This is a genomic window from Brevibacillus sp. FW301-21C12A (assembly GCF_058788915.1).
This window is the reverse complement of record NZ_JBYTBG010000004.1, coordinates 25721-45837: the sequence shown is the minus strand read 5'-3', so window position 1 is coordinate 45837 and position 20117 is coordinate 25721. Positions and strand designations below refer to the sequence as shown.

The following is a 20117-nucleotide window of genomic DNA, read 5'->3' as shown; positions in this document are numbered from 1 at the left end:
CTTCTCCGCATTTGAGCGAGAAGGTTTTTTTGTTCCTCTCCATCCACGAAGCCTTGGCGCGAAAGAGGAGAAGACGCAAATGGCAAAACAAGTCACGACTTCCGACATCCGCAAAAAGAAAGAAGCGGGCATCCCGATTTCGATGGTGACAGCCTACGATTTTCCATCTGCGAAGCTGGTGGAAGAAGCAGGCGCGGACATGATCCTGGTTGGCGACTCGCTGGGGATGGTCGTTCTGGGCTACGACTCGACCGTGCCGGTGACGATGGACGACATGCTCCATCATACGAAGGCGGTCACGCGAGCGGCCAAGCGCGCTTTTGTCGTCACGGACATGCCGTTTCTCAGCTACCACGGAACGATTGAGGAAGCGGTGAAAAACGCGGGCAGACTAATGCAGGAGGGACTGGCGAAAGCGGTGAAGCTGGAGGGCGGAAGCGAGCTTGCGCCACTCATTACCCGTCTGGTGCAGGCAGGCATTCCCGTTGTCGGGCACATCGGCCTCACGCCGCAGTCCGTGCATCAGCTTGGCGGCTACAAGGTGCAGGGACGAGATTTGGAGGCGGCGAAAAAATTGCTGGACGACGCCTTGGCGATTCAACAGGCAGGGGCTTTTGCCATCGTGCTGGAATGCGTGCCGGAAGAAGTAGCGAAAATGATCGCCGAGAAACTGGAGATCGCGGTCATCGGCATCGGTGCCGGGGCAGGCTGCGACGGTCAGGTGCTGGTGTTCCACGACCTGGTTGGCTACGCTTCCCAATTGACCCCGAAATTCGTCAAGCGCTACGCGGACATCGGCACGTCCATCCGCGAAGCGGTCGCCGCGTATATTAAAGAAGTCGAGCTTCGGCGTTTCCCTGGACCCGATCACGTTTTCCACGCGTCCGAAGAAACGATCAAGGAGCTGTACGGGGAAGGAGTGACCCAGGCATGATTCAAACGATGCAGCAAATATCCACCATCGAGGAATTGCGCGTTCAAATAAAGGCAGCACGGCTGCAAGGAAAAACGATCGGCTTCGTGCCGACCATGGGCTTTTTGCATGAGGGGCACCTCAGCCTGGTCAAAGCGGCCCGGGAAAAATGCGACCTGGTGGTCATGAGTATTTTTGTCAATCCGCTGCAATTTGGCCCAAACGAAGATTTTGAGCGCTATCCGCGCGATATCGAGCGCGACAGCCAAATGGCGGCGGGGGCGGGAGTCGATCTCTTGTTCACCCCGTCCGTGGAAGAAATGTACCCAAGGCCGATTTTGACGACGGTATCGGTCGCAAATGTCACGACACCACTGTGCGGCGCTTCCCGTCCGGGCCATTTTGACGGGGTATCGACGGTCGTGCTGAAGCTGTTTTCCATCGTCCAGCCTGACTACGCCTTTTTCGGGCAAAAAGACGCCCAGCAGGTGGCTGTCGTCACGCAAATGGTCAACGATTTGTCCGTTCCAGTCGAAGTAATCCCGTGCCCAATCGTCCGGGAAGCGGACGGGCTGGCGATGAGCTCGCGCAACGTCTACTTGTCGGCGGAAGAGCGCGAACAGGCTCTCGTCCTCTCGCAAAGCTTGCGGCAGGCGGCGGCATGGCTGGAAGAAGGGCTGCCGCTGGAACAGATCAAAGCGCGCATCAGACAGATGATCGCAGACAAACCGCTCGCCGAGATCGACTACGTAGAGATTTTGCGCTATCCCGATTTGCAGCCTGTAGAAACCGAACTGCCGGGACAAGCGATTATCGTGGCGCTGGCCGTTCGCTTTGGCAAGACGCGCCTGATTGACAATCTGATTGCCGCGATCCGTTGACCGATAGGGACAGGCGATTAGCGGATACTTATTTTCGAGAACGCCAAAGGAGGAAATGCCTGTGTTTCGCACTATGATGAAGGCGAAAATTCATCGCGCTACCGTGACGGAAGCCAACCTCAACTACGTGGGCAGCATTACGATCGACAAAAATATTTTGGATGCACTGGATATTTTGCCGAACGAAAAAGTGCAAATCGTCAACAACAACAACGGTGCCCGCCTGGAAACGTACGTCATTGAAGGGGCGCCAGGCAGTGGCGTGATTTGCCTGAACGGCGCAGCCGCCCGTCTCGTGCAGGAAGGCGACATCGTCATCATTATCGCCTACGCCATGATGACAGACGAGCAGGCGCGCACGTACAAGCCGCGCGTGGCGATTATGGACGAGCACAACCGGATCAAGGAAATGCTCGGCGAGGAAGTGCACGGGACCATCGTCTAGGCGAGGGCCGCTTGTACGCATAGAGCCACCTGCCTTGTGAGACAATGAAACTACTCATGCCTCACAAGGGGGTGGCTTTTCTCGTGAAAATCGAAGACTGGTTTCAGACGCTGCGTACCAAAGCGCAGAGCATCGAAGAGCGGTGGAAGGAAGCCTCGGAACAGGAGCGGCTTCAGCTCGCCGACCAACTGTTTTACTTGCGCCAGGTCAGCGATACGGTCGTAGATCTGTGGCTGCAGTTTGAGGAAAAGCTGTCCAACGCCATCCGCCATATCAAGCAAATGGAAGGGCAGCTTCCGGCCGCAACGCAAGAGGAACAGGCCGAAACGGCCATGGCAAAAGAAGGGGAAGCACTCGTTCAGAAAGAGGCGGGCAAAACGGCTGCAAAAGAAGCGGGCAGTGAGGTCAAACACGGCAAGCTTCCGCAAGAAATGCACGCGTATGAGCCTGTCTTTCGCCGGGGAGAAGGCTTTTACCATTTGCGCATGTTTCAGGACGCCAAAAAATGCTTCGCCCAGCTCGTGCAGGAGTCGCCGGACTGGGAGAGCGGGCGGCTGTACTACGCTTACAGCCTGCTGTTTTGCGACGAGATGGAAACGGCTTTTCGCGAGTTTCGCCTGCTCGCCAAGTCGGCAAGCTCTCCGACCGTCGTCGCCATCAGCTACAATGCGATCGGCTGCCTACTCGCCGAGGAAAAGCAGTGGCTGGAGGCGGCGCAAGCCTTCAAAACCTCGCTGGAGGCAAAGCCCGACCAGGAAGAAGCCAGGTACAATCTCGCGCTCTGCTACTTGATGGACGGAGATGCCCAGGAAGCGCTCGATGAAATCGAAGGCTATTTGCAAAAGCACGAGCACGATTGGGAAGCGCAGTTGCTCTGGCTGCGCGCCGCCCATTTGCTGTTTCAGATGGACGAGACGGCTGAGCTTGCCCCGCCTGCCAGCCTGACGTTGCCGAATCGCGAGCTGGACAGCGAGACGCTGCAGGAAATGGCGCATTTGTACGAAGCGGTGGGCAATTATCACCGGGCGCAGATTTGCTATCATTTTTTGACCGAGCGCCTGCCAAAAGAAGGCTGGGTGTGGCACGGACTGGCATGGAACACCTGGCTGATCGCAGGCAGCGAACGGGGGCTGACCTTGATGAAAAAAGCGATCAGCCTGGCGCCGGGGCAGGACGACTTCGTCTTCAGCTACGGCTGGATGCAGTTGTTTGACGGGAACATCCCCGGCGCCATCCTAGCGTTTCGCCACATGCTGGAAAAAGACAGCGAAAATCGCCTCGGCCAGTCGGGGATGATCTCCGCTTTTGAAAAAGTGGGAGAGACGCGGGAAGCAAAGCGGCTGGCCAAGCAGTTTCTGGACGATTCAGACCCGTATATCCGTTCCCTTGGCTATTTTCATTTAGGCAGACTGGCGATGATCGAGGAAAACTGGCGGCTGGCCGAGCAGTATTTCCAACGGACGCTTCCGCATGCCGACCAGTTCCGCGAAATCCCTATTTACTTGCAATTGTGCGCGAGCAAGCTCGGCGGGCAAGCGGCAGAAAGCGAGCTTGTGCAGCCGTAATTGCAGCCTGGAAGCAGGAATCATTCGCATCGTTGCCGAATGTGAATGAGTGCGGATGACAGGTTCCCGCTCAGGTTACGAGGTGACAACGCTTGAATCGATTACTTGTAGTAGATTTTGAAACGACGGGGAGCCATCCGCGGCAGGGAGACAGCATCATTCAGATCGGCGCTGTGGCCATCGACGACGGCCAGATCACAGAATGCTTCTCGACTCTGATTCATCCCGGACAGGACATCCCCCCTTTTATTACCCAGCTAACGGGAATTACTAACGAGATGGTGGCCGATGCCCCGACGTTGGAAGAGGTATTTCCTCAATTCTTGCGACTATTGGATGGACGGGTCTTTGTGGCCCATAATGCAAGCTTTGATCTCCAATTTTTACAAGAAGCCCTGCTGAGTCAGGGCTATTATGCGTTTGACGGATACGTGCTCGACACGGTGGAACTGTCCCGCCTGCTGTTGCCGATGCAAAACAGCTACAGGCTCGGGGAGCTGGCGTCAGAGCTGGCCATCGAGCACGACAATCCTCACCAGGCCGACAGTGACGCGCTGGCAACGGCCCAACTTTTTTTGCACTTGCTCGATATTTTGCAGCAATTGCCGCTCGTGACCATTCAACGGCTGCAAATGCTTGTTTCGTCGTTTCGCTCGGACATCCACGTCCTTTTGCGGCAAATGGAGATGGAAAAGCTCACGGAGCTGCCCGAGCTGGGGGCTGAGTCGGCAGAGGAAAACACGCAGTTGTGGGACATTTATCGCCAGCTCGCCATAAAAAAGCGCAAGGAAAAGCTGAAAGCGAGCTTCCAGCGGCCCGAGGGCGATCTGGTCCGGGCAAAAGCATTCGGCGAGCAACTGGAAAAGCTGATGGACGAGCAGGGACAGATACAGGTGAGCATGAGCGGCTTTCAGCGGCGGGAAGCGCAGGAAGCGATGATGCACGCCGTTTTTGACGCGATGCAAGACGGTGTGCACCTGTTGGTGGAGGCAGGGACAGGTACGGGCAAGTCGTTGGCCTACTTGTTGCCAGGCATCATCTGGGCGCACCAGAATCGGGAGCAGTTGGTGGTCAGCACGAACACGATCCAGTTGCAGGAACAGTTGTTCCATAAAGAGATTGCGACCTTGCAGCAATCGCTGCCGTTTGCGTTTACGGCTTCCACGCTGAAGGGCAGGGGCAACTATTTGTGTCTGCGCAAGTTCGAGCAGGCGCTGGAGGAGCCGGTGGAAGGCAGCAGCCAGGAAATGCGGCTGGCAAAAGGGCAACTGCTCACCTGGCTGACGCAGACCGAGACGGGCGACGTGGAGGAGCTGAGCATGCCGCCGAGCGGACAGCTTTTGTGGCAGCAAGTCAAAAGCGACACCAGCTCGTGCCTGAACCGCGCCTGTCCGTGGTTTAGCCGCTGCTACTACTTCCAGGCGAAAGAACGGGCAAAGGAAGCGGATGTCCTCATCGTCAACCACGCCCTGCTCATCAGCGACCTGCAAGCAGAGAACCGGATTTTGCCGCCCTATGAAGTTGCGATTATCGACGAGGCGCATCATTTGGAAGATGCGGCGACCCAGCATTTGGGCAAGCAGTTGACGACGACCCAACTGCTGTTTTTGCTCGATCGGGCTTCCGTGGAGGACGGCGGCGCGATCGCACGCTTCGCAGCGGAGCTGGAAAGCTGGCAGCCTGCAGTCGCACAGGAGCTGTCCGCGCACCTCTCCGAATGCAAGAAGCTGTCTGCTTCCTTGCGGGAGAAGGCCCAGCAGTGGACCCAGTTTTTGTTCGCATGGGCCTCGCAGCGCGCGGAAGAGACGACGGATGCCGGCCGAGAGACAGTGCGCTACCGCGTAGCTTCCTTCACCGGAAAGCATGAGAAAATCCGCAAGGTGACGAAAAAGCTGCTCGATGGCATGACGGCATTTGCTCTCCATCTGGAGCAAATGGTACAAAGCATTCCCCAGGAAGAGAAGCCGCCGTTTTCTATCCGCAGCCTGCAGACCGATCTGCTCGGGCTGGTGAAGGAATGGCAGCAGATGATGGAGCTTCTGCATTTCTTTTTACTCGTGCAAGACGAAGAATACGTCTACTGGATGGAAGTCGAGTCGCGCGCGGCGCGCAAGCAGGTGCATCTGTCTGCGGCCTTGCTGAACGTGGCCGATTCGCTCCAGGAACCGCTGTTTTCGCAAAAGCGCAGCCTGATTATGACTTCGGCCACCTTGACTGTCAAAAACAGCTTTTCTTACGTCATGAGCCGCTTCGGTCTGGACAAATTGCCGGCCGAACGGGTGCGCACGCTGTCGCTGCCTTCTCCGTTCCATTACGAAGAACAGGGGCTGCTCTTGATCCCGTCCGATTTTCCGGCGCCCGGCAAAGAAAACGATCAGGCGTATCTCGATGCGATTGTCCAGGGCTGTGTCGATATCGTCGTGGCGTCGAAGGGCAGAACGTTGATCCTGTTCACGTCGCACTCGATGCTGCAGCTGGTGTACCAGGCCATGAAGGAGCGGCTGGCCGAGGAGGCAGAGCCGTACACGCTGTTCGGACACGGCATCGACAGCAACAACCGCAGCAAGCTGGTGCGCCTGTTTCGGACGATGGAGAGAAGCGTGCTCCTTGGGACGAGCAGCTTTTGGGAAGGCGTGGACATCCAGGGCGAGTGGCTGAGCAGTCTGGTCATCGTACGGCTGCCGTTTACGCCGCCGAATCACCCTGTCTACCAGGGACGCGCCGAATCGCTCAAGGCCGAGGGGAAAAACGCGTTTATGTCGCTGTCGCTGCCGCAGGCTGTCATTTTGTTCAAGCAAGGGGTCGGAAGGTTGATCCGTCACCATTTGGACCGCGGCGTCGTGGTCGTGTTCGATACGCGTGTCGTCGAATCGCGCTACGGCCGTTCGTTTTTGCAATCGCTCCCGCCGTTCCAGGTCGAAACCGGCTCCTGGGCGACGCTGCGTGAGCGGATTGCGCCGTTCCTTAGTATGCAATCCTTGTCAGATTCATAAAATGAAGCAATAGTCTAGCAGGGATTTAGGTGATAAAATAAATGTTATGGAAAAAAAAGCGGGCCTGGCTGCTGCTCGTCACGTGTGTGGCTTTGCTGTGCTCGTGCTCGATCGACAACCATTTGCAGGAAGCCGTGAAGGTAGACGACCCGTTTGCTACCGAGCGCGTGGAGGAGTTTACGGGTCTTGTCATTACGTATTGGGCGCTTCCTCATGGCGAAAGCACGCTGGTGCGGATGCCGGGCGGAAAAACGATGCTGATTGATACAGGCAGCGCGGAGGATTGGAGCACGTTGTCCGCGCATCTGTCTGCCGCGAAGGTGACGCGCCTCGACTATCTCGTTTTGACGAACGATCAGCCCGAGTATGCAGGAGGATACCCTTTTTTAAGCCAGCAAATCATCATCGACTCGGTCATTTTGCCCAAGCTGATTTCGCCCTCGATCCGCCAGTTCGTCCCGCTCCACAAGGTTCCAAAGCAGAAAGAGCTGGAGGAAAATCAGGAGCTCATTCTCGATACCGACGTCACGCTGGAGGCTTTGTTGCCGAGCGAACCGCTGTTTTTGTCTCCGCAAAACAATTCGCTCGTCTTTTTGCTCAAGCACGGCCAATTGCGGTTTTTGTTTGCGAGCGGGATCAACGAAAAAGCCGAGGAACGCCTGATTGAGCGCCATCCGGACCAGCTCAAGGCGGAAGTGCTCAAGGTCGGCGACCAGGGGAGCAATCAAGGCACCTCTCAGCCGTTTCTGACGCGGGTCGACCCCCAGATTGCGGTCATCCAGACAGGCAAGGAGCGCAGCGAGGTCGGCCAGTCCGAGGTGCTGGAGCGGTTGGGCGAATCGTGGGCGGAGACGTATGTAACAGGCAGGGACGGCTCGATCGTCATTTTGTCCAATGGGAAAGATTACAGGGTATTCAAGCAAAAGAAATAGGGGGAAGACCGAACGTGGCTAAACACGAAAAGATTTCGGAAGCGGTCGTCCGCCGTTTGCCGATTTATCTGCGTTACCTCAGCTATTTGCAGCAAAACGAGGTGACCACTGTTTCCTCCCAGCAAATGGGCAAAAATTTGGATGTGAATCCAGCCCAAATCCGAAAAGACCTGGCTACCTTCGGCGATTTCGGGAAAAAAGGGATTGGCTACGACGTCAATTACCTGGTGGAAAAAATACGGCAGATTTTGAAGCTGACAGAGGAAGTTCGCGTCGCTCTGGTAGGAGCAGGCCATTTGGGGCATGCGATCAGCAACTACAACGCTTATTTAAAAGATAACATGCGGATTGCGGCCATTTTTGACAACGATCCCGGCAAGCTGGGAAAAGTAGTGGCGGGTATCCCGATCCAGCCCTTGCACGAGCTGGCGGACACGATCGCAGCAAAAGAGATCAAGTTGGCGATCATTACCGTCCCTGCGCCGGCAGCGCAATCCGTATGTGATCTGTTGATTCAAGCGGGTATCAAGGGAATCTTGAATTTTGCTCCTACGACAATTCGCGCGAAAAAAGATGTGCGCATTCACTATGCGGATGTGACATCCAATTTGCAGAGCCTGGCCTATTACTTAACGTAAGAATGGAGTGTAACCATGAAAAAAACTATCCTCATCCACGCAACAGTGATTACGGTAAACGAGCAAAATGAAGTGATCCACGACGGAGCGGTCGCTTTCGAGGGCGACAAGATCACGTATGTAGGACCGACGCCTGAGGATCTTTCCGACGCCGGCTACGATGAAGTCATCGACCAAAAAGGCGACTTCATCCTGCCAGGTCTGATTAATACGCACGGACACGCGGGCATGTCGCTTCTGCGCGGCTATGCCGACGATTTGCCGCTGCAGCAGTGGCTGGAAGAAAAAATGTGGCCGCTGGAAGCGCAATTTACCGCCGATTCCGTCAAATGGGGCACGCAACTGTCGCTGATCGAAATGATCCGCACAGGGACCACTACGTTCGTGGATATGTACGATCACATGGATGAGGTAGCCAAGGCTGTCGAGGCGTCCGGCATGCGCGCTCGCCTGTGCCGCGGCATGATCGGCCTGTGCTCCGAGGAAGAGCGACAAACCAAGTTGCGCGACGCGACTGCGTTTGCCAAAGAATGGCACAACCAGGCAGACGGCCGCATCACCGTCATGATGGCGCCGCATGCGCCGTACACGTGCTCGCCTGCGTTCATTACGCAAATTATCGAAAAAGCGGACGAGCTGTCCTTGCCGCTACACATTCATATGTCCGAAACTGCCTGGGAAGTCGGGCAAAACGAGAAAGACTACGGCCTGCGTCCAGTCGCTCACCTGGAGAAGCTTGGCATGTTCAACCGTCCTACGCTGGTTGCGCACGCCGTACATTTGACGGATGAAGAGATTGACATTTTGGCAAACTATCAAGTGAAAGTTTCCCATAACGTCGTGAGCAACCTGAAACTGGCGAGCGGGGTTGCGCCTGTGCCAAAAATGCTGGCAAAAGGCGTGAGCGTCTCGCTTGGCACAGACAGCTCGGCGAGCAACAACAACCTCAACCTGTTTGAAGAACTGAAGCTCGCGGCGATTTTGCACAAAGGTGTAAACAACGATCCGGTTGCGGTGCCAGCCGAGGAAGCGCTGCGCATGGCGACACGCTACGGCGCAGACGGCGTATTCCAGGCGGACACGCTCGGCAGCATCGAGGTAGGCAAGCAGGCTGACCTGATCGTTCTCGACAGCCATCAAGCCCATTTCCACCCGGCGCATGAGCCGATTTCCCATGTCGTCTATGCCGCAAATGGCCGCGACGTCAAAGATACGATTGTTGCGGGCAAATTTTTGATGCGCAACCACAAGCTGCTCACGATTGACGAGGAGCGGGCGATTTACGAAGCGAACCGCGTGTTCCAGCAGTTGAAACGGTAAAAGGCTCCTGTCTGGTGTGGGACAGGAGTAAGGGAGTGTAGGTGTAGGTAGGGGAATATGGGTACTACATGCCGTGCTCATTTTCGCCACAGCTCTGTCAGGGGATGATGGCGAAAATGCAGTGTGGGTGTGTGCGACAGTTGACGCAATGGAGAAGACAATCCAGCCCAGGAGACGCGGTATTCCTGTAGCAAAAACCCAAGTATGTCAGGAGATGCGTTTTGTTGCGGTGACTTCACGCGCTCACCTCCTTGCGGGTGTATAAGTAGTATGACCGCCCGGCCCCGAGCTATGATTAGCAACTTTTCCGTGTCGTTCTAAAACCTTCCCGTATAGCATAGGCTAGAGACAAAAATGGGACAGGGGGGACGGAGATGTACATCCGGCCCAAAAAGCTGTGGTGGCTTTTCCCGATCTTTCTCGGTCTGTTTGGTCTGGGGATGGCGCTCGGTTCTGCAGGTGAATGGATTCATTCGGCTGCCGGGACAGGGGGCGATCAGGTGTCGGCAGCCAAACAGGAGCCGTATTCGGTGCCGCAGTTGCTTGCGCAATTGACACAGGACGAAGAGCGGGCGTTTCTCGTTTACATGCACGACCAGGCATTGAACGGGCGCTATGTACGCGAGACGTTCAGTCTCGACGGGGAAATCGGGGGGCACAAGCTGGCCATCAGCCGTAACCACGAGCAGCCGGTCTCCGTAAGAATAGACGGACAGGTGCAGGATCACGCTGCCTTGCCCTACGCTTTGTTTACGCCGTATGAACATGCGACGCTGTTGAAAAGTGTGCTGCCATCCGTCTCGCCCCAGCCGATTGCGGATACGTCGGGCAGCGACTGGAGCGGCTATCGCCTGGCGGTGCCGCCGGAAAAGGTGACGTCGCTGCTTTCGATGTGGCTCGGGCCGTCTTTTCCGATCGCTGACATCACGCCTGAGCTGGCGCGCGGGATCAGCATCGAGTACCAGCTATGGTATGAGCCGGATACAGGCACGCTTCGCCAGTTGGAGCTGGAAATGCAAATCAGGACGGCGGCTGGCGTCAAACAGGACCAGCTTCGCTTCCGTTTGTAATGTCAACCGCATAAAGGAGTTAACGGGAACGTGCTAGTGAGAATCATTGTGGGAGCGATCATCGCGCTTTTGGTGACAGGAGCGGGATTCGCCTATCATCTGACTGCTTCCGTAGCAGGAGAGCGCAACCAGTTCGAGGCGACTGTCCGCGAGTGGGTACAGGCGCGGACGACGATCGACGAAATCGAGTCGATCGACGAATACCGCGGGACGGAGAGTTACGCGGTCGTCATCGGCAAAAACAACGCCGGTACGCCTGTCGTCGCCTGGATGACTGCGGAAAAAGTAGCGTTTGATCGAATGGATCTCGCTGTGCCGCGCAAAAATGTCGAGGAAGCAGTAAGCAAGGCGTTTCCGCAATCAGAGATAACGCATATCGTCCCCGGACTTGAAAAGGACAAGAAATTTTGGGAAGTCACGGTAAAAGACGCAAACGGCCGCTACCACTACTTGCACTACGATTTGTTCAGTGGGGCTTTGCTCGCTTCTTACGTATTGTCGCCTACATGATCGCTTCATAAAAAGAACGGAGGACAGGTCTTTTCCGCTGAGGAAAAGGCCTGTTTGGCATGCGATCCAACATCTGTATAAAAAATTGATATACCCATGTGATATACTGGTTTTGTTGACAAGAGAGAACAACGAGAACGCGATATGGGGGGAGTAGCAGTGCAGTTGAAAAAAAGTGCGATCGGATTGTCCTTGCTGGCGACACTTGCTCTCCTGTTCGGAGGCTGGTTCTTGTATCAGAAGATAGAGATTGAGGAGCCTATCCGCGCAGAAATCGGTCAGATGCAATCCGCCACCTTGGGCCATTTCCATGTGAGCAAAGACAAAATTCAAATAGATTTGAAAGTAACCAATCCAGAGACGTTTCCGGCGGAGTACCGCAACCTCGTTGCCAAAACGGAAAAGATTGCAGGCAACAAGCAGGTCGCGATCGTAGTCGCGAACCAGTCCGAAGCGATGACAGACATTTGGAAAAGCGGCCAGTTTGTGTTCACGGAAGCGATGGACTTGCACCAATACAGCCGCATCCCTTCTCTGATCGAGGAGTGGAAACAGGCGAACAAGCTGGATGAAGCGTCTGCTTTGATGGATGATGCAAACATTTACGTTTACTTGAAAAAAGGAACGGAAGATTTCTACACGATCATTCCCCGTTCCGAGGCAAAAGAGGTGACGGCACGTGGGTAAAGAGCTGCTGATCGGCGTCGTTCCTGCGGTGTTGGTTTTTCTCGTGTTTCTAGGAGTGAACATTACGCCCTTTGTGCTGTTCGCCGCTGTGCTGGGCGCGATTTACTTCCTCGTCGTTCGCCAGCAAAGCGGACAGGGAGGCAATGTCGCGCTCGGCGGCAAACGAAAGCAGAACAAGCACGAAATTCCGAAGTCGGACGTGCAGTTTGCCGACATCGGCGGACAGGAGCGGGCCAAAAAAGAGCTGAAGGAATCGCTTGACTTTCTCGTGTACAAAGACAAGATCGAGCAGTACGGCATTCGCCCGATCAAAGGCGTGCTGTTGACCGGGCCTCCCGGTACAGGGAAAACATTGATGGCAAAAGCGGCAGCGAACTACACCAACTCGGCGTTCGTGGCGGCTTCCGGCTCCCAGTTCGTGGAGATGTACGTAGGGGTCGGGGCGCAGCGCGTGCGCGAGCTGTTTAAAGAAGCGAAGACGATGGCGGAGAAAAATGGACAGGACAGCGCGATTATTTTTATCGACGAGATTGATGTCGTCGGGGGAAAACGGGATGGTCAGCAGCAGCGGGAGTACGACCAGACCTTGAACCAGCTTTTGACCGAGATGGACGGGGTGGCGACGAGTGACAAGCCGCGCATTCTGGTCATGGCTGCGACGAACCGCAAAGACATGCTCGATGCAGCGCTGCTTCGACCAGGCCGTTTTGACCGTCACATTACCGTAGATTTGCCTGACAAGCCTGCACGCGAGCAGATTTTGACCATTCATACGGCGAACAAGCCGCTTGGACCAGATGTCGTTTTAGAAAAAGTGGCGCAAGAGACGTTCGGCTTCTCCGGTGCGCAACTGGAAAGCGTCGCGAACGAGGCAGCGATTTACGCTATGCGCGACAAAAGCGACAAGATCATGGCGAAGCATTTTGCCTACGCCGTAGACAAGGTCATGCTCGGCGAAAAAGTCGACCGCCAGGCTTCCGAGGAAGAGAAAAAGCGGGTAGCGCTGCACGAGCTGGGCCACGCGATCGTGAGCGAAGTGGTGCGCCCAGGCTCAGTCTCGCAAGTCACGCTGAGCCCGCGCGGCAAGGCGCTCGGCTACGTCCGGCAAAATCCGATGGAAGACCGCTATCTGTACACCAGAGAAGCGTTGGAAAAACAGATCATGGTCAGTCTGGCCGGAGCGGTTGCAGAAGAAATCTACTACGGCGGACGCAGTACCGGCTCCAAAAACGACTTCGAACAAGCGCTGGGCATGGCGCAGGAAATCGTTTCGAGCGGGATGTCCGACCTCGGGATCGTGCATTTGCAGTACGTCGACAAAAACCGGATTCACGACGAAGTGGATCGGCTGCTCTCCCGTCTGCTGGAGGATACGCGCAGCCTGCTCAGACAGTATGACGCTGTTTTCCAGACAGGTCTGGGCACGCTGATGGAAACGGAAGTCCTGCAAGGCGATGAGTTTAGAGCCCTTTTGTCCCAGACGAGACAGGAAGCGGCTGTGTCGTAATCAGAGCGTGATGCGTTACCAAAAACCTGCCAGCCAACGATTGCCGTTGGTTTGGCAGGTTTTTTGGCATGCGTGGCGAGCGCGCGTGGGGAAACAAATTTCGCGGAGCGGTGCCAAAAGCCTATGGGGTGAATATGTTACACAATGATACGGGAATGACATCAGGAGGCAAGGAGACTCTATGGCGAATGTGAACCGAAAAAAAACGAGCAAAGGTCTGGGAAAAACATTTCGGCAGACGCTGCATGAAATTCCGCTGATGCAAACTTCTTCTACGGTGGAGCGCGACTGGGTGGCTGATCTGGAACTGGAGCTGGAGCTTTCGGAGAGCGAACCTGTCAACAGCGCGAAGCCAAGCGCCCACGCAGCCAAAAGTCCACTGCAACAGCCGCTGCAGAAAATGCCCAAGCAGGGGGCGTCCTCGAATCAGACGACCTTTTCGAAAATTATCAAGGAGCGCAACGACGACAGGGTACAATCGTTTGTCTACACCGACGACTTGACGGATCAGTCTGTCACCACGGAGAAAATCGCCAATCGAGCTGTCGATTCCTCCAAAACAAACCGGGGACGATTGATACCGCGCTGCTGAAAGATTACGCCGTGGACAGTACCAAGCTTGCGGACAAGAGCGTGACCTCGAACAAAATTGCGCCCGGCGCCGTTTTGGGCGAACATCTGGGGCGCCATGTCATCACGAGCGACAATGTGCAGGACCATTCGATTAGCGGTCAAAAGCTGGTCAACAACAGCATTACTTCCGAGAAGCTCGCTGACAAGACGATTGACTCGATGAAGTTTGCCGAAGCAGCGATCCAGACCAAGCATATCCAGGAGCAGGCGATTACGACAGAGCTGCTCCAGGACCAGTCTGTCACCTCGGATAAAATCAAGATGGGCAGCATTCAGACACGGAACCTCGCCAATTACGTGATTAACTCCGTCAAGCTGGAGGACGGCGCAGTCACGACGGACAAAATTCGCGACGGGGCGGTGACCTCGACCAAGTTGGAGGAAGATGCAGTCGAGTCCCAGCATATTCGCGAAAGGGCTATTTTGCGTCATCATCTGGCGGAGAACAGCGTGGATGGCGACAATATCGCGCTCGGCTGCGTAACGGACCAGCATATCGCCTTTCACGCCATCTACAGCCAGCATCTGCAGTCGGAGGCGGTCACCAGCGACAAAATCAGCCCGTATGCCGTCCTGACCGAGCATCTCGACCATGCGAGCGTCACGTCGGAAAAAGTCGCCAAAGAATCGATTGGCAGCGTACACATTCAGGCTGGCAGCATCCAGACGAGCCACTTGCAGGATGGGCAGGTGACCGCGCGAAAAATCGGGGAGCAGCAGGTCACGACAGGAAAAATCGCTGACAGGGCCGTCACGGTCGATAAATTGGCGAACAGAAGCGTGGGCGACCAGCAGTTGATCGAAGAGAGCGTCAACACGAGGCATTTGGCAGACGGGGCCATCTGCGCGGAAAAAATAGCGCGGCGCTCGATTGAAGAACAGCATTTGACCGATCGCGTCATCGGCAGCAACCATCTGCGGGATTACGCGATTCAACCCCAGCATTTGCACGAGCACGTCGTCACTACCTCGAAGCTTGCGCCGGAGTCCGTCTCGACAGACAAGGTGACCGATCTGAGCATCACCGCCAACAAGCTCGCCGATGCTGCTGTGACTGCCCCCAAACTGGCGAAAGACGCGATCAAGGCGAGGCATCTGGGCAAGGGAGCCGTCACGGGCGAGAAGATCGCGGAAAAAGCGGTGTCGTCCCAGCATCTCGCCAATCAATCCGTGCAGAACGAGCACATCCAGCCGAAAGCGATCTCGAAGGAAAAATTGCAGGAGGGCAGCGTCACCCGCGACAAGCTGGCCGATCACGCTGTCGACGGAAGCAAGCTGGATTTGCATGCGATCACAGGCAAGCATGTAGAAAAGGGCAGCCTGAACGGCGAGCATCTCGCGAAAGGAACGCTGTCTGGCGAACATCTCGCTGCGCAATCCATCGAGGGGCAGCATCTGCAAAAGCACGCTGTCAGCGAGGAAAAGCTGGCCGATCATGCGGTCACGAAAGCGAAAATTGCGCCGCGGGCGATTGCCGAAGAGCACCTTGCCGACAAGTCGATCACGCAGGAAAAGCTCGCTTTTCAAGCCGTAGAGACTCTAGGCCGCATCGGGACGACGTTGCAGCAATTCGGCTTTGTCCCGTTCCGCATCCCGGCGCAGCGCCAGACGGCAGATGTCACCGTGCGCGTGCCGCTACCGTATGCCGATACGCACTATTGCCTGGTGGCGATGACGAATCAGGCAGGAGTGTCGGTTTCGCTGAAGTACACAAAGCGCACGTCGGCCGTACTGACGGTTTTTCGCCATGAGACAGAGCAGGAAGACAGCGGAGTGCTGCAATGGATTGCAGTCGGGGAAAAGGGAGAGCCTGTGCACGATGAGGTTTCTGCCCTGCATCTGCACCGACACGAGGAAAACGTCCTGGAGGATGAGTGGGACGAGAGCGACGACGAAGCCGATGAAGATCACAGCGAAGAAGAAGGGGGCGAACTCGACGGCGAAGCGGCTGGCGACACAGAGGATACAGACGACGTGAACGGCTAGCTTGCAAAACCGGAGGGCAGGGGAGGTCATTGGCGAGCAAGCCAGACGATCTCCCTTGCGTTTGTTTACATAATAAAATTATGGTAATCACCGGACGGGGAGACTTTCATTGAATTTGCCGTTCCCCAATAGTATAATTGTTGGGTACACTTAGTCTGTAGTGTGGCATGGTAAATGGAGGGAATTATTCGATGTTGACGACGATTGCCCGGGTAGGGCAGCATGTTGGACAAGAAGTGCGCATTGGATGTTGGCTGTACAACAAGCGCAGCAGCGGCAAGATTCAGTTTCTGCAGCTTCGCGACGGCTCCGGCTTCATCCAGGGCGTAGTAGTAAAAGCAGAAGTAGCGGAAGACGTATGGGAAAAAGCATCCCAACTGACCCAGGAAAGCTCTTTATACATAACCGGTGTTGTTCGCGCAGATGACCGTGCTCCAAGCGGCTTCGAGCTGACGGTAACAGGCGTGGAGATCATTCAGATTGCCCAGGAATACCCGATTTCGCTCAAGGAGCACGGGGTAGACTTCCTGATGGATCACCGCCATCTGTGGCTGCGCACTCCTCGTCAACGTGCGGTCATGGCGGTTCGCTCTGAAGTGATTCGCGCTGTTTACGAGTTTTTCCATGAAAATGGATTTGTCAAAGTAGACCCGCCAATCCTGACACCGACTTCGGCAGAAGGAACAACGAACCTGTTCCACACCAAATATTTTGATGAAGATGCGTATTTGTCCCAGTCCGGCCAACTGTACATGGAAGCGGCGGCAATGGCACTGGGCCGCGTGTACTCGTTTGGACCGACCTTCCGTGCGGAAAAATCGAAAACCCGTCGTCACCTGATCGAATTTTGGATGATCGAGCCGGAGATGGCGTTCGTCGACCACGAGGAAAACTTGCGCATTCAGGAAGCTTTTGTGTCCCACGTGGTGCAATCCGTCCTGAAAAACTGCCAGCAGGAGCTGAAAACGCTGGAGCGCGATACAACCAAACTGCAAAACGTGACGGGCTCCTTCCCGCGCATCACGTACGATGATGCGATCAAGCTGTTGCAGGAAAAAGGCAGCGAGATCAAGTGGGGCGACGACTTCGGTGCGCCGGACGAGACGCTGATCGCTGACCACTTCGACAAGCCGGTGTTCATCACGCACTATCCGACCGAGATCAAGGCTTTCTACATGAAGCCTCATCCAGAGCGTCCGGAAGTGGTGCTGTGCGCGGACATGATCGCCCCGGAAGGCTACGGCGAGATCATCGGCGGCAGCCAGCGCATCGACGATCCGGAGCTGTTGGCGAAGCGCTTCGCCGAGCATGAGCTGTCCGAGGAAGCTTATCGCTGGTACATGGACCTGCGCAAATACGGTACCGTTCCTCACTCCGGCTTCGGTCTGGGCCTTGAGCGGACGATTGCCTGGATTTGCGGACTGGATCACGTGCGCGAAACGATTCCGTTCCCGCGCATGCTGTACCGTCTCTACCCGTAAGGTTTTTCGTTTTTTCCATACACCCTGTTGCGAGAGGGCAGCAGGGTGTTCCTATTGTATGGCAGCGCGTTTTACGCCCTTCCTTTGTTAATCCAACCCAGAGGTGAACATGCGTTATGGATTCCCATATATTGCAACTGTTGCAAGAAGGTGCAACATCCGTCTCCAACCTTCTTCTGAAGATGTACAAACGAATGTCCCTGGCAGACGACGAAATGATGCTGCTCATTCATCTGCTTTCTTTTCAGCAGGAGGGGAACCGTTTTCCGACCTTGACTGAGCTGGAAGAACGCATGTCCATGTCCAGCATGAGATTGATCCAATCGCTGCAAAAGCTGCTGAAGGAAGACTGGATCAGCATCGACGAGTTTATCGACCCGCATACGGGGCTGCGCCACGAGCAGTACAATTTGACCCCGTTGTACAAAAAGCTGTACCAGACCTGGCGCGAGCAGCAGGCCGATCCGCGGATGCTGGCGCCGTTCAACGAAGCCGCGGCCACGGTAGATTCCGAGCCGGTGGCGATTTACTCCCGGTTTGAGCAGGCTTTTGGTCGGCCCTTGTCTCCTTTTGAATTGGAGAGCATCCACATGTGGACAGAGCAGGACGGTTATCAGGAAGAGCTGATTTTAACAGCATTGCGTGAAGCCGCAACCGTAGGCAAGCTTCACATTCGCTACATCGACAGAATCCTTCTGGAGTGGCAAAAACAGCAAATTACCACGGTCGAGCAGGCACGGCTGTACAGCCTGAACTTCCGCAGACAAAACCAATCCAAAGACTATCGACAACCGCTTTGATGCCAGCTATCAAGGCGGTTTTTTCTATTGTCTGTCTCCTATGTACACGTACCCATTTTCCGCGTTTGTCATAGCATATTACGTAGAAGCACGTTGCAGGAGGGAAGACTTATGGAAAAACGCAAAAAATGGGATCTGCCGCATTGGGTCACGCCAGGAGTCTTTTCTGGCCATTTTGTGGTCGATGAAGCGGTAGAGCGCATCTCGATTGTGAAACCCGGTGAAAAAGGACAGGAGGCCGCCGTGGAAAAAGCGACAGCGACGGAACAGACCGCTTGCGAGCAGCCCGCAGAGGCGCGAGAGCTGGTGCTGGAGCCGAAGTTCGAGATCATGATGAGAGAAACCGACGTGGTGACGACCGAGCAACTGGAGAAGCTGGAGCAGGAGGTTGCCGCCTTGAAGGAGTCGCTTGCCGCCTGGGAAAAACGGTGGAAAAAAGCCGAGGAAGAGCAGGCCAAAGAAAGGCAATATTTGTATCAGGTGGTTCTTTCCTTGAAAAAGGAGTGGGAGAGCGAGCGTAATGAACATCGCCATAATTAGCCCGGGGCCCTTTTCCGTGCCACCCGTCAAAGGCAGCTCGGTGGAGCACGACATCGACGAAGTGACGAAGATGATCGATCCCGAGCACAAAGTGACGATCTACACCCGGCGCTGTACGACCTACCCAACGTCGTCCGTGGAGGACAACCGGGAGTTCATTCGCTTCCCCTACGATGGTCCAACGCCTTATTTGCGCAAGATCATCAAGCATATTCGCAAGCATAAACCGGATGTCATTCTCGTCGAAAATCGGCCGATTTACGTCTTGCAACTCAAAAAGCATTTTCCCAAAATTCCAGTTTTCGTCAACATGCATTCGCACGTCTACGGCTCTCCCGCCATGATTAGCAAGGAAAAAATGAAGCGGGTCGTCCGGCTGTCGTCCGGATTTATTACGAACAGCGAGTTTTTGCGCCAGCATTTTATCAAGGCGTGCAAAATTCCTCCACACAAAATTCACGCCGTGCATCTCGGGGTAGACGTGTCGCCGTACCAGGTGGCAAAGCTGCATTACACGATCAAAAAGCTGCGCAAACAGATCGGCCTAGCAGCGGATGACCGCGTTTTGTTTTACGCGGGAAGGCTCATGCGGGGAAAAGGCGTCCACATTCTCATCAAGGCGTTTCACCAGGTCAGCAAGCAAGACCCTCGCGCGCGGCTCGTCATCGTCGGCGGAACCGGCTACGGCAGCAATCGCTTAAATCCGTACGTGCGCGAGCTGAAACGGCTGGCGAAGCCGCTCGGCGACAAAGTACGCTTCGTCAATTTCGTCCCCAGCGCGCAGATGCCGCTGTATTACCAGATTGGCGATGTCGTGGCGACACCCTCGATCTGGAAGGAGGCCTTTTGCCGCGTCAACCTCGAGGCGATGGCATCGAGCAAGCCTGTCATTTCCACGACGCGGGGCGGGATCAAGGAGGTTGTCACCCATCAAGGCAGCGGGTTCCTGATTCCGCCCAAAGAGTGGGAAAAAGAACTGCCCGCCATCTGGGAGCTGCTCTGGAGCACGCCGCACGTGCGCACGGAAATGGGCAAACAGGCATTGCTTCGCGCAAAGCAATTCTCCTGGTACGCCACGGCGCAAGGCTATTTGAATGTGTTTGAAAGCGTGGTCGGCAAGCAGCCAAAAGAAAAGCAGCCGCTGCTCAAAACGGGATGATTCACTTGTCCAGCCGCTAGGTTATTGCCCTTTTTTTGTGCCAGGTGGACGTCTGCC

General features: G+C 55.5%; 18 protein-coding genes. All 18 read left to right on the top strand.

The window, feature by feature from the left end; all coding sequences use genetic code 11:
- Positions 1 to 79: 79 nt before the first annotated feature.
- A complete protein-coding gene (panB, locus tag AC3WQH_RS04160) occupies positions 80 to 934 on the top strand; it encodes a 3-methyl-2-oxobutanoate hydroxymethyltransferase (protein ID WP_005831230.1) in 855 nt (284 codons plus the stop codon).
- Positions 931 to 1794: a pantoate--beta-alanine ligase gene (gene panC / locus AC3WQH_RS04155; RefSeq protein ID WP_005831229.1), complete on the top strand. Its 864-nt coding sequence runs from the start codon at positions 931 to 933 to the stop codon at positions 1792 to 1794. The genes panB and panC overlap by 4 nt, the downstream gene beginning before the upstream one ends.
- 61 nt (positions 1795 to 1855) lie before the next feature.
- Positions 1856 to 2239 carry an aspartate 1-decarboxylase gene (panD, locus tag AC3WQH_RS04150; RefSeq protein WP_007785399.1) on the top strand — a complete coding sequence of 128 codons (384 nt, stop codon included), beginning with the start codon at positions 1856 to 1858 and terminating at the stop codon, positions 2237 to 2239.
- A gap of 83 nt (positions 2240 to 2322) precedes the next feature.
- Positions 2323 to 3804 carry a tetratricopeptide repeat protein gene (locus AC3WQH_RS04145; protein ID WP_327990758.1) on the top strand — a complete coding sequence of 494 codons (1482 nt, stop codon included), beginning with the start codon at positions 2323 to 2325 and terminating at the stop codon, positions 3802 to 3804.
- 92 nt (positions 3805 to 3896) lie between these two features.
- Positions 3897 to 6797, top strand: coding sequence for an ATP-dependent DNA helicase DinG (gene dinG / locus AC3WQH_RS04140; RefSeq protein ID WP_007785394.1), 2901 nt, complete (start codon positions 3897 to 3899; stop codon positions 6795 to 6797).
- 41 nt (positions 6798 to 6838) lie between these two features.
- Positions 6839 to 7729: a ComEC/Rec2 family competence protein gene (locus tag AC3WQH_RS04135; RefSeq protein ID WP_025843805.1), complete on the top strand. Its 891-nt coding sequence runs from the start codon at positions 6839 to 6841 to the stop codon at positions 7727 to 7729.
- A gap of 14 nt (positions 7730 to 7743) precedes the next feature.
- Positions 7744 to 8367 carry a redox-sensing transcriptional repressor Rex gene (locus tag AC3WQH_RS04130; RefSeq protein WP_005836584.1) on the top strand — a complete coding sequence of 208 codons (624 nt, stop codon included), beginning with the start codon at positions 7744 to 7746 and terminating at the stop codon, positions 8365 to 8367.
- A gap of 15 nt (positions 8368 to 8382) precedes the next feature.
- Positions 8383 to 9687, top strand: coding sequence for an amidohydrolase (locus AC3WQH_RS04125; RefSeq protein ID WP_005834622.1), 1305 nt, complete (start codon positions 8383 to 8385; stop codon positions 9685 to 9687).
- A gap of 374 nt (positions 9688 to 10061) precedes the next feature.
- Positions 10062 to 10757, top strand: coding sequence for a hypothetical protein (locus AC3WQH_RS04120; protein WP_005834620.1), 696 nt, complete (start codon positions 10062 to 10064; stop codon positions 10755 to 10757).
- 30 nt (positions 10758 to 10787) lie between these two features.
- Positions 10788 to 11267, top strand: coding sequence for a cell wall elongation regulator TseB-like domain-containing protein (locus tag AC3WQH_RS04115; RefSeq protein ID WP_007785389.1), 480 nt, complete (start codon positions 10788 to 10790; stop codon positions 11265 to 11267).
- A 159-nt stretch (positions 11268 to 11426) separates the two neighbouring features.
- Positions 11427 to 11954 (top strand): hypothetical protein, encoded by a 528-nt coding sequence (locus AC3WQH_RS04110; RefSeq protein WP_007785387.1) that lies wholly within the window; start codon positions 11427 to 11429, stop codon positions 11952 to 11954.
- Positions 11947 to 13461 carry an AAA family ATPase gene (locus AC3WQH_RS04105; RefSeq protein ID WP_005834615.1) on the top strand — a complete coding sequence of 505 codons (1515 nt, stop codon included), beginning with the start codon at positions 11947 to 11949 and terminating at the stop codon, positions 13459 to 13461. Before AC3WQH_RS04110 ends, AC3WQH_RS04105 begins: the two co-directional genes overlap by 8 nt.
- 181 nt (positions 13462 to 13642) lie before the next feature.
- The gene (locus AC3WQH_RS04100) at positions 13643 to 14053 is read left to right on the top strand and encodes a hypothetical protein (RefSeq protein WP_005834613.1); all 411 of its coding nucleotides are present in this window, start codon (positions 13643 to 13645) and stop codon (positions 14051 to 14053) included.
- A gap of 11 nt (positions 14054 to 14064) precedes the next feature.
- Complete coding sequence (locus AC3WQH_RS04095) at positions 14065 to 16080, top strand: WIAG-tail domain (RefSeq protein ID WP_005834611.1); 2016 nt, start codon at positions 14065 to 14067, stop codon at positions 16078 to 16080.
- A gap of 191 nt (positions 16081 to 16271) precedes the next feature.
- Entirely contained in the window at positions 16272 to 17561 is a 1290-nt protein-coding gene (asnS, locus tag AC3WQH_RS04090; protein WP_005834608.1) for an asparagine--tRNA ligase, read from the top strand.
- 116 nt (positions 17562 to 17677) lie between these two features.
- The gene (locus AC3WQH_RS04085; protein WP_005834606.1) at positions 17678 to 18361 is read left to right on the top strand and encodes a DnaD domain-containing protein; all 684 of its coding nucleotides are present in this window, start codon (positions 17678 to 17680) and stop codon (positions 18359 to 18361) included.
- A gap of 111 nt (positions 18362 to 18472) precedes the next feature.
- A complete protein-coding gene (locus AC3WQH_RS04080; protein WP_005834604.1) occupies positions 18473 to 18901 on the top strand; it encodes a hypothetical protein in 429 nt (142 codons plus the stop codon).
- Positions 18882 to 20060, top strand: a complete 1179-nt coding sequence (locus AC3WQH_RS04075) for a glycosyltransferase family 4 protein (RefSeq protein WP_221842113.1) — start codon at positions 18882 to 18884, stop codon at positions 20058 to 20060. Before AC3WQH_RS04080 ends, AC3WQH_RS04075 begins: the two co-directional genes overlap by 20 nt.
- Positions 20061 to 20117: the final 57 nt, after the last annotated feature.

Excerpts from the sequence above, each read along its gene's own strand:
- AC3WQH_RS04135 (WP_025843805.1), top strand. The coding sequence starts at position 6,839 with ATGTTATGGAAAAAAAAGCGGGCCTGGCTGCTGCTCGTCACGTGTGTG.
- AC3WQH_RS04075 (WP_221842113.1), top strand. The coding sequence starts at position 18,882 with ATGAACATCGCCATAATTAGCCCGGGGCCCTTTTCCGTGCCACCCGTC.
- AC3WQH_RS04125 (WP_005834622.1), top strand. The coding sequence starts at position 8,383 with ATGAAAAAAACTATCCTCATCCACGCAACAGTGATTACGGTAAACGAG.
- AC3WQH_RS04085 (WP_005834606.1), top strand. The coding sequence starts at position 17,678 with ATGGATTCCCATATATTGCAACTGTTGCAAGAAGGTGCAACATCCGTC.
- AC3WQH_RS04100 (WP_005834613.1), top strand. The coding sequence starts at position 13,643 with ATGGCGAATGTGAACCGAAAAAAAACGAGCAAAGGTCTGGGAAAAACA.
- asnS (WP_005834608.1), top strand. The coding sequence starts at position 16,272 with ATGTTGACGACGATTGCCCGGGTAGGGCAGCATGTTGGACAAGAAGTG.
- panB (WP_005831230.1), top strand. The coding sequence starts at position 80 with ATGGCAAAACAAGTCACGACTTCCGACATCCGCAAAAAGAAAGAAGCG.
- AC3WQH_RS04080 (WP_005834604.1), top strand. The coding sequence starts at position 18,473 with ATGGAAAAACGCAAAAAATGGGATCTGCCGCATTGGGTCACGCCAGGA.
- AC3WQH_RS04120 (WP_005834620.1), top strand. The coding sequence starts at position 10,062 with ATGTACATCCGGCCCAAAAAGCTGTGGTGGCTTTTCCCGATCTTTCTC.
- panC (WP_005831229.1), top strand. The coding sequence starts at position 931 with ATGATTCAAACGATGCAGCAAATATCCACCATCGAGGAATTGCGCGTT.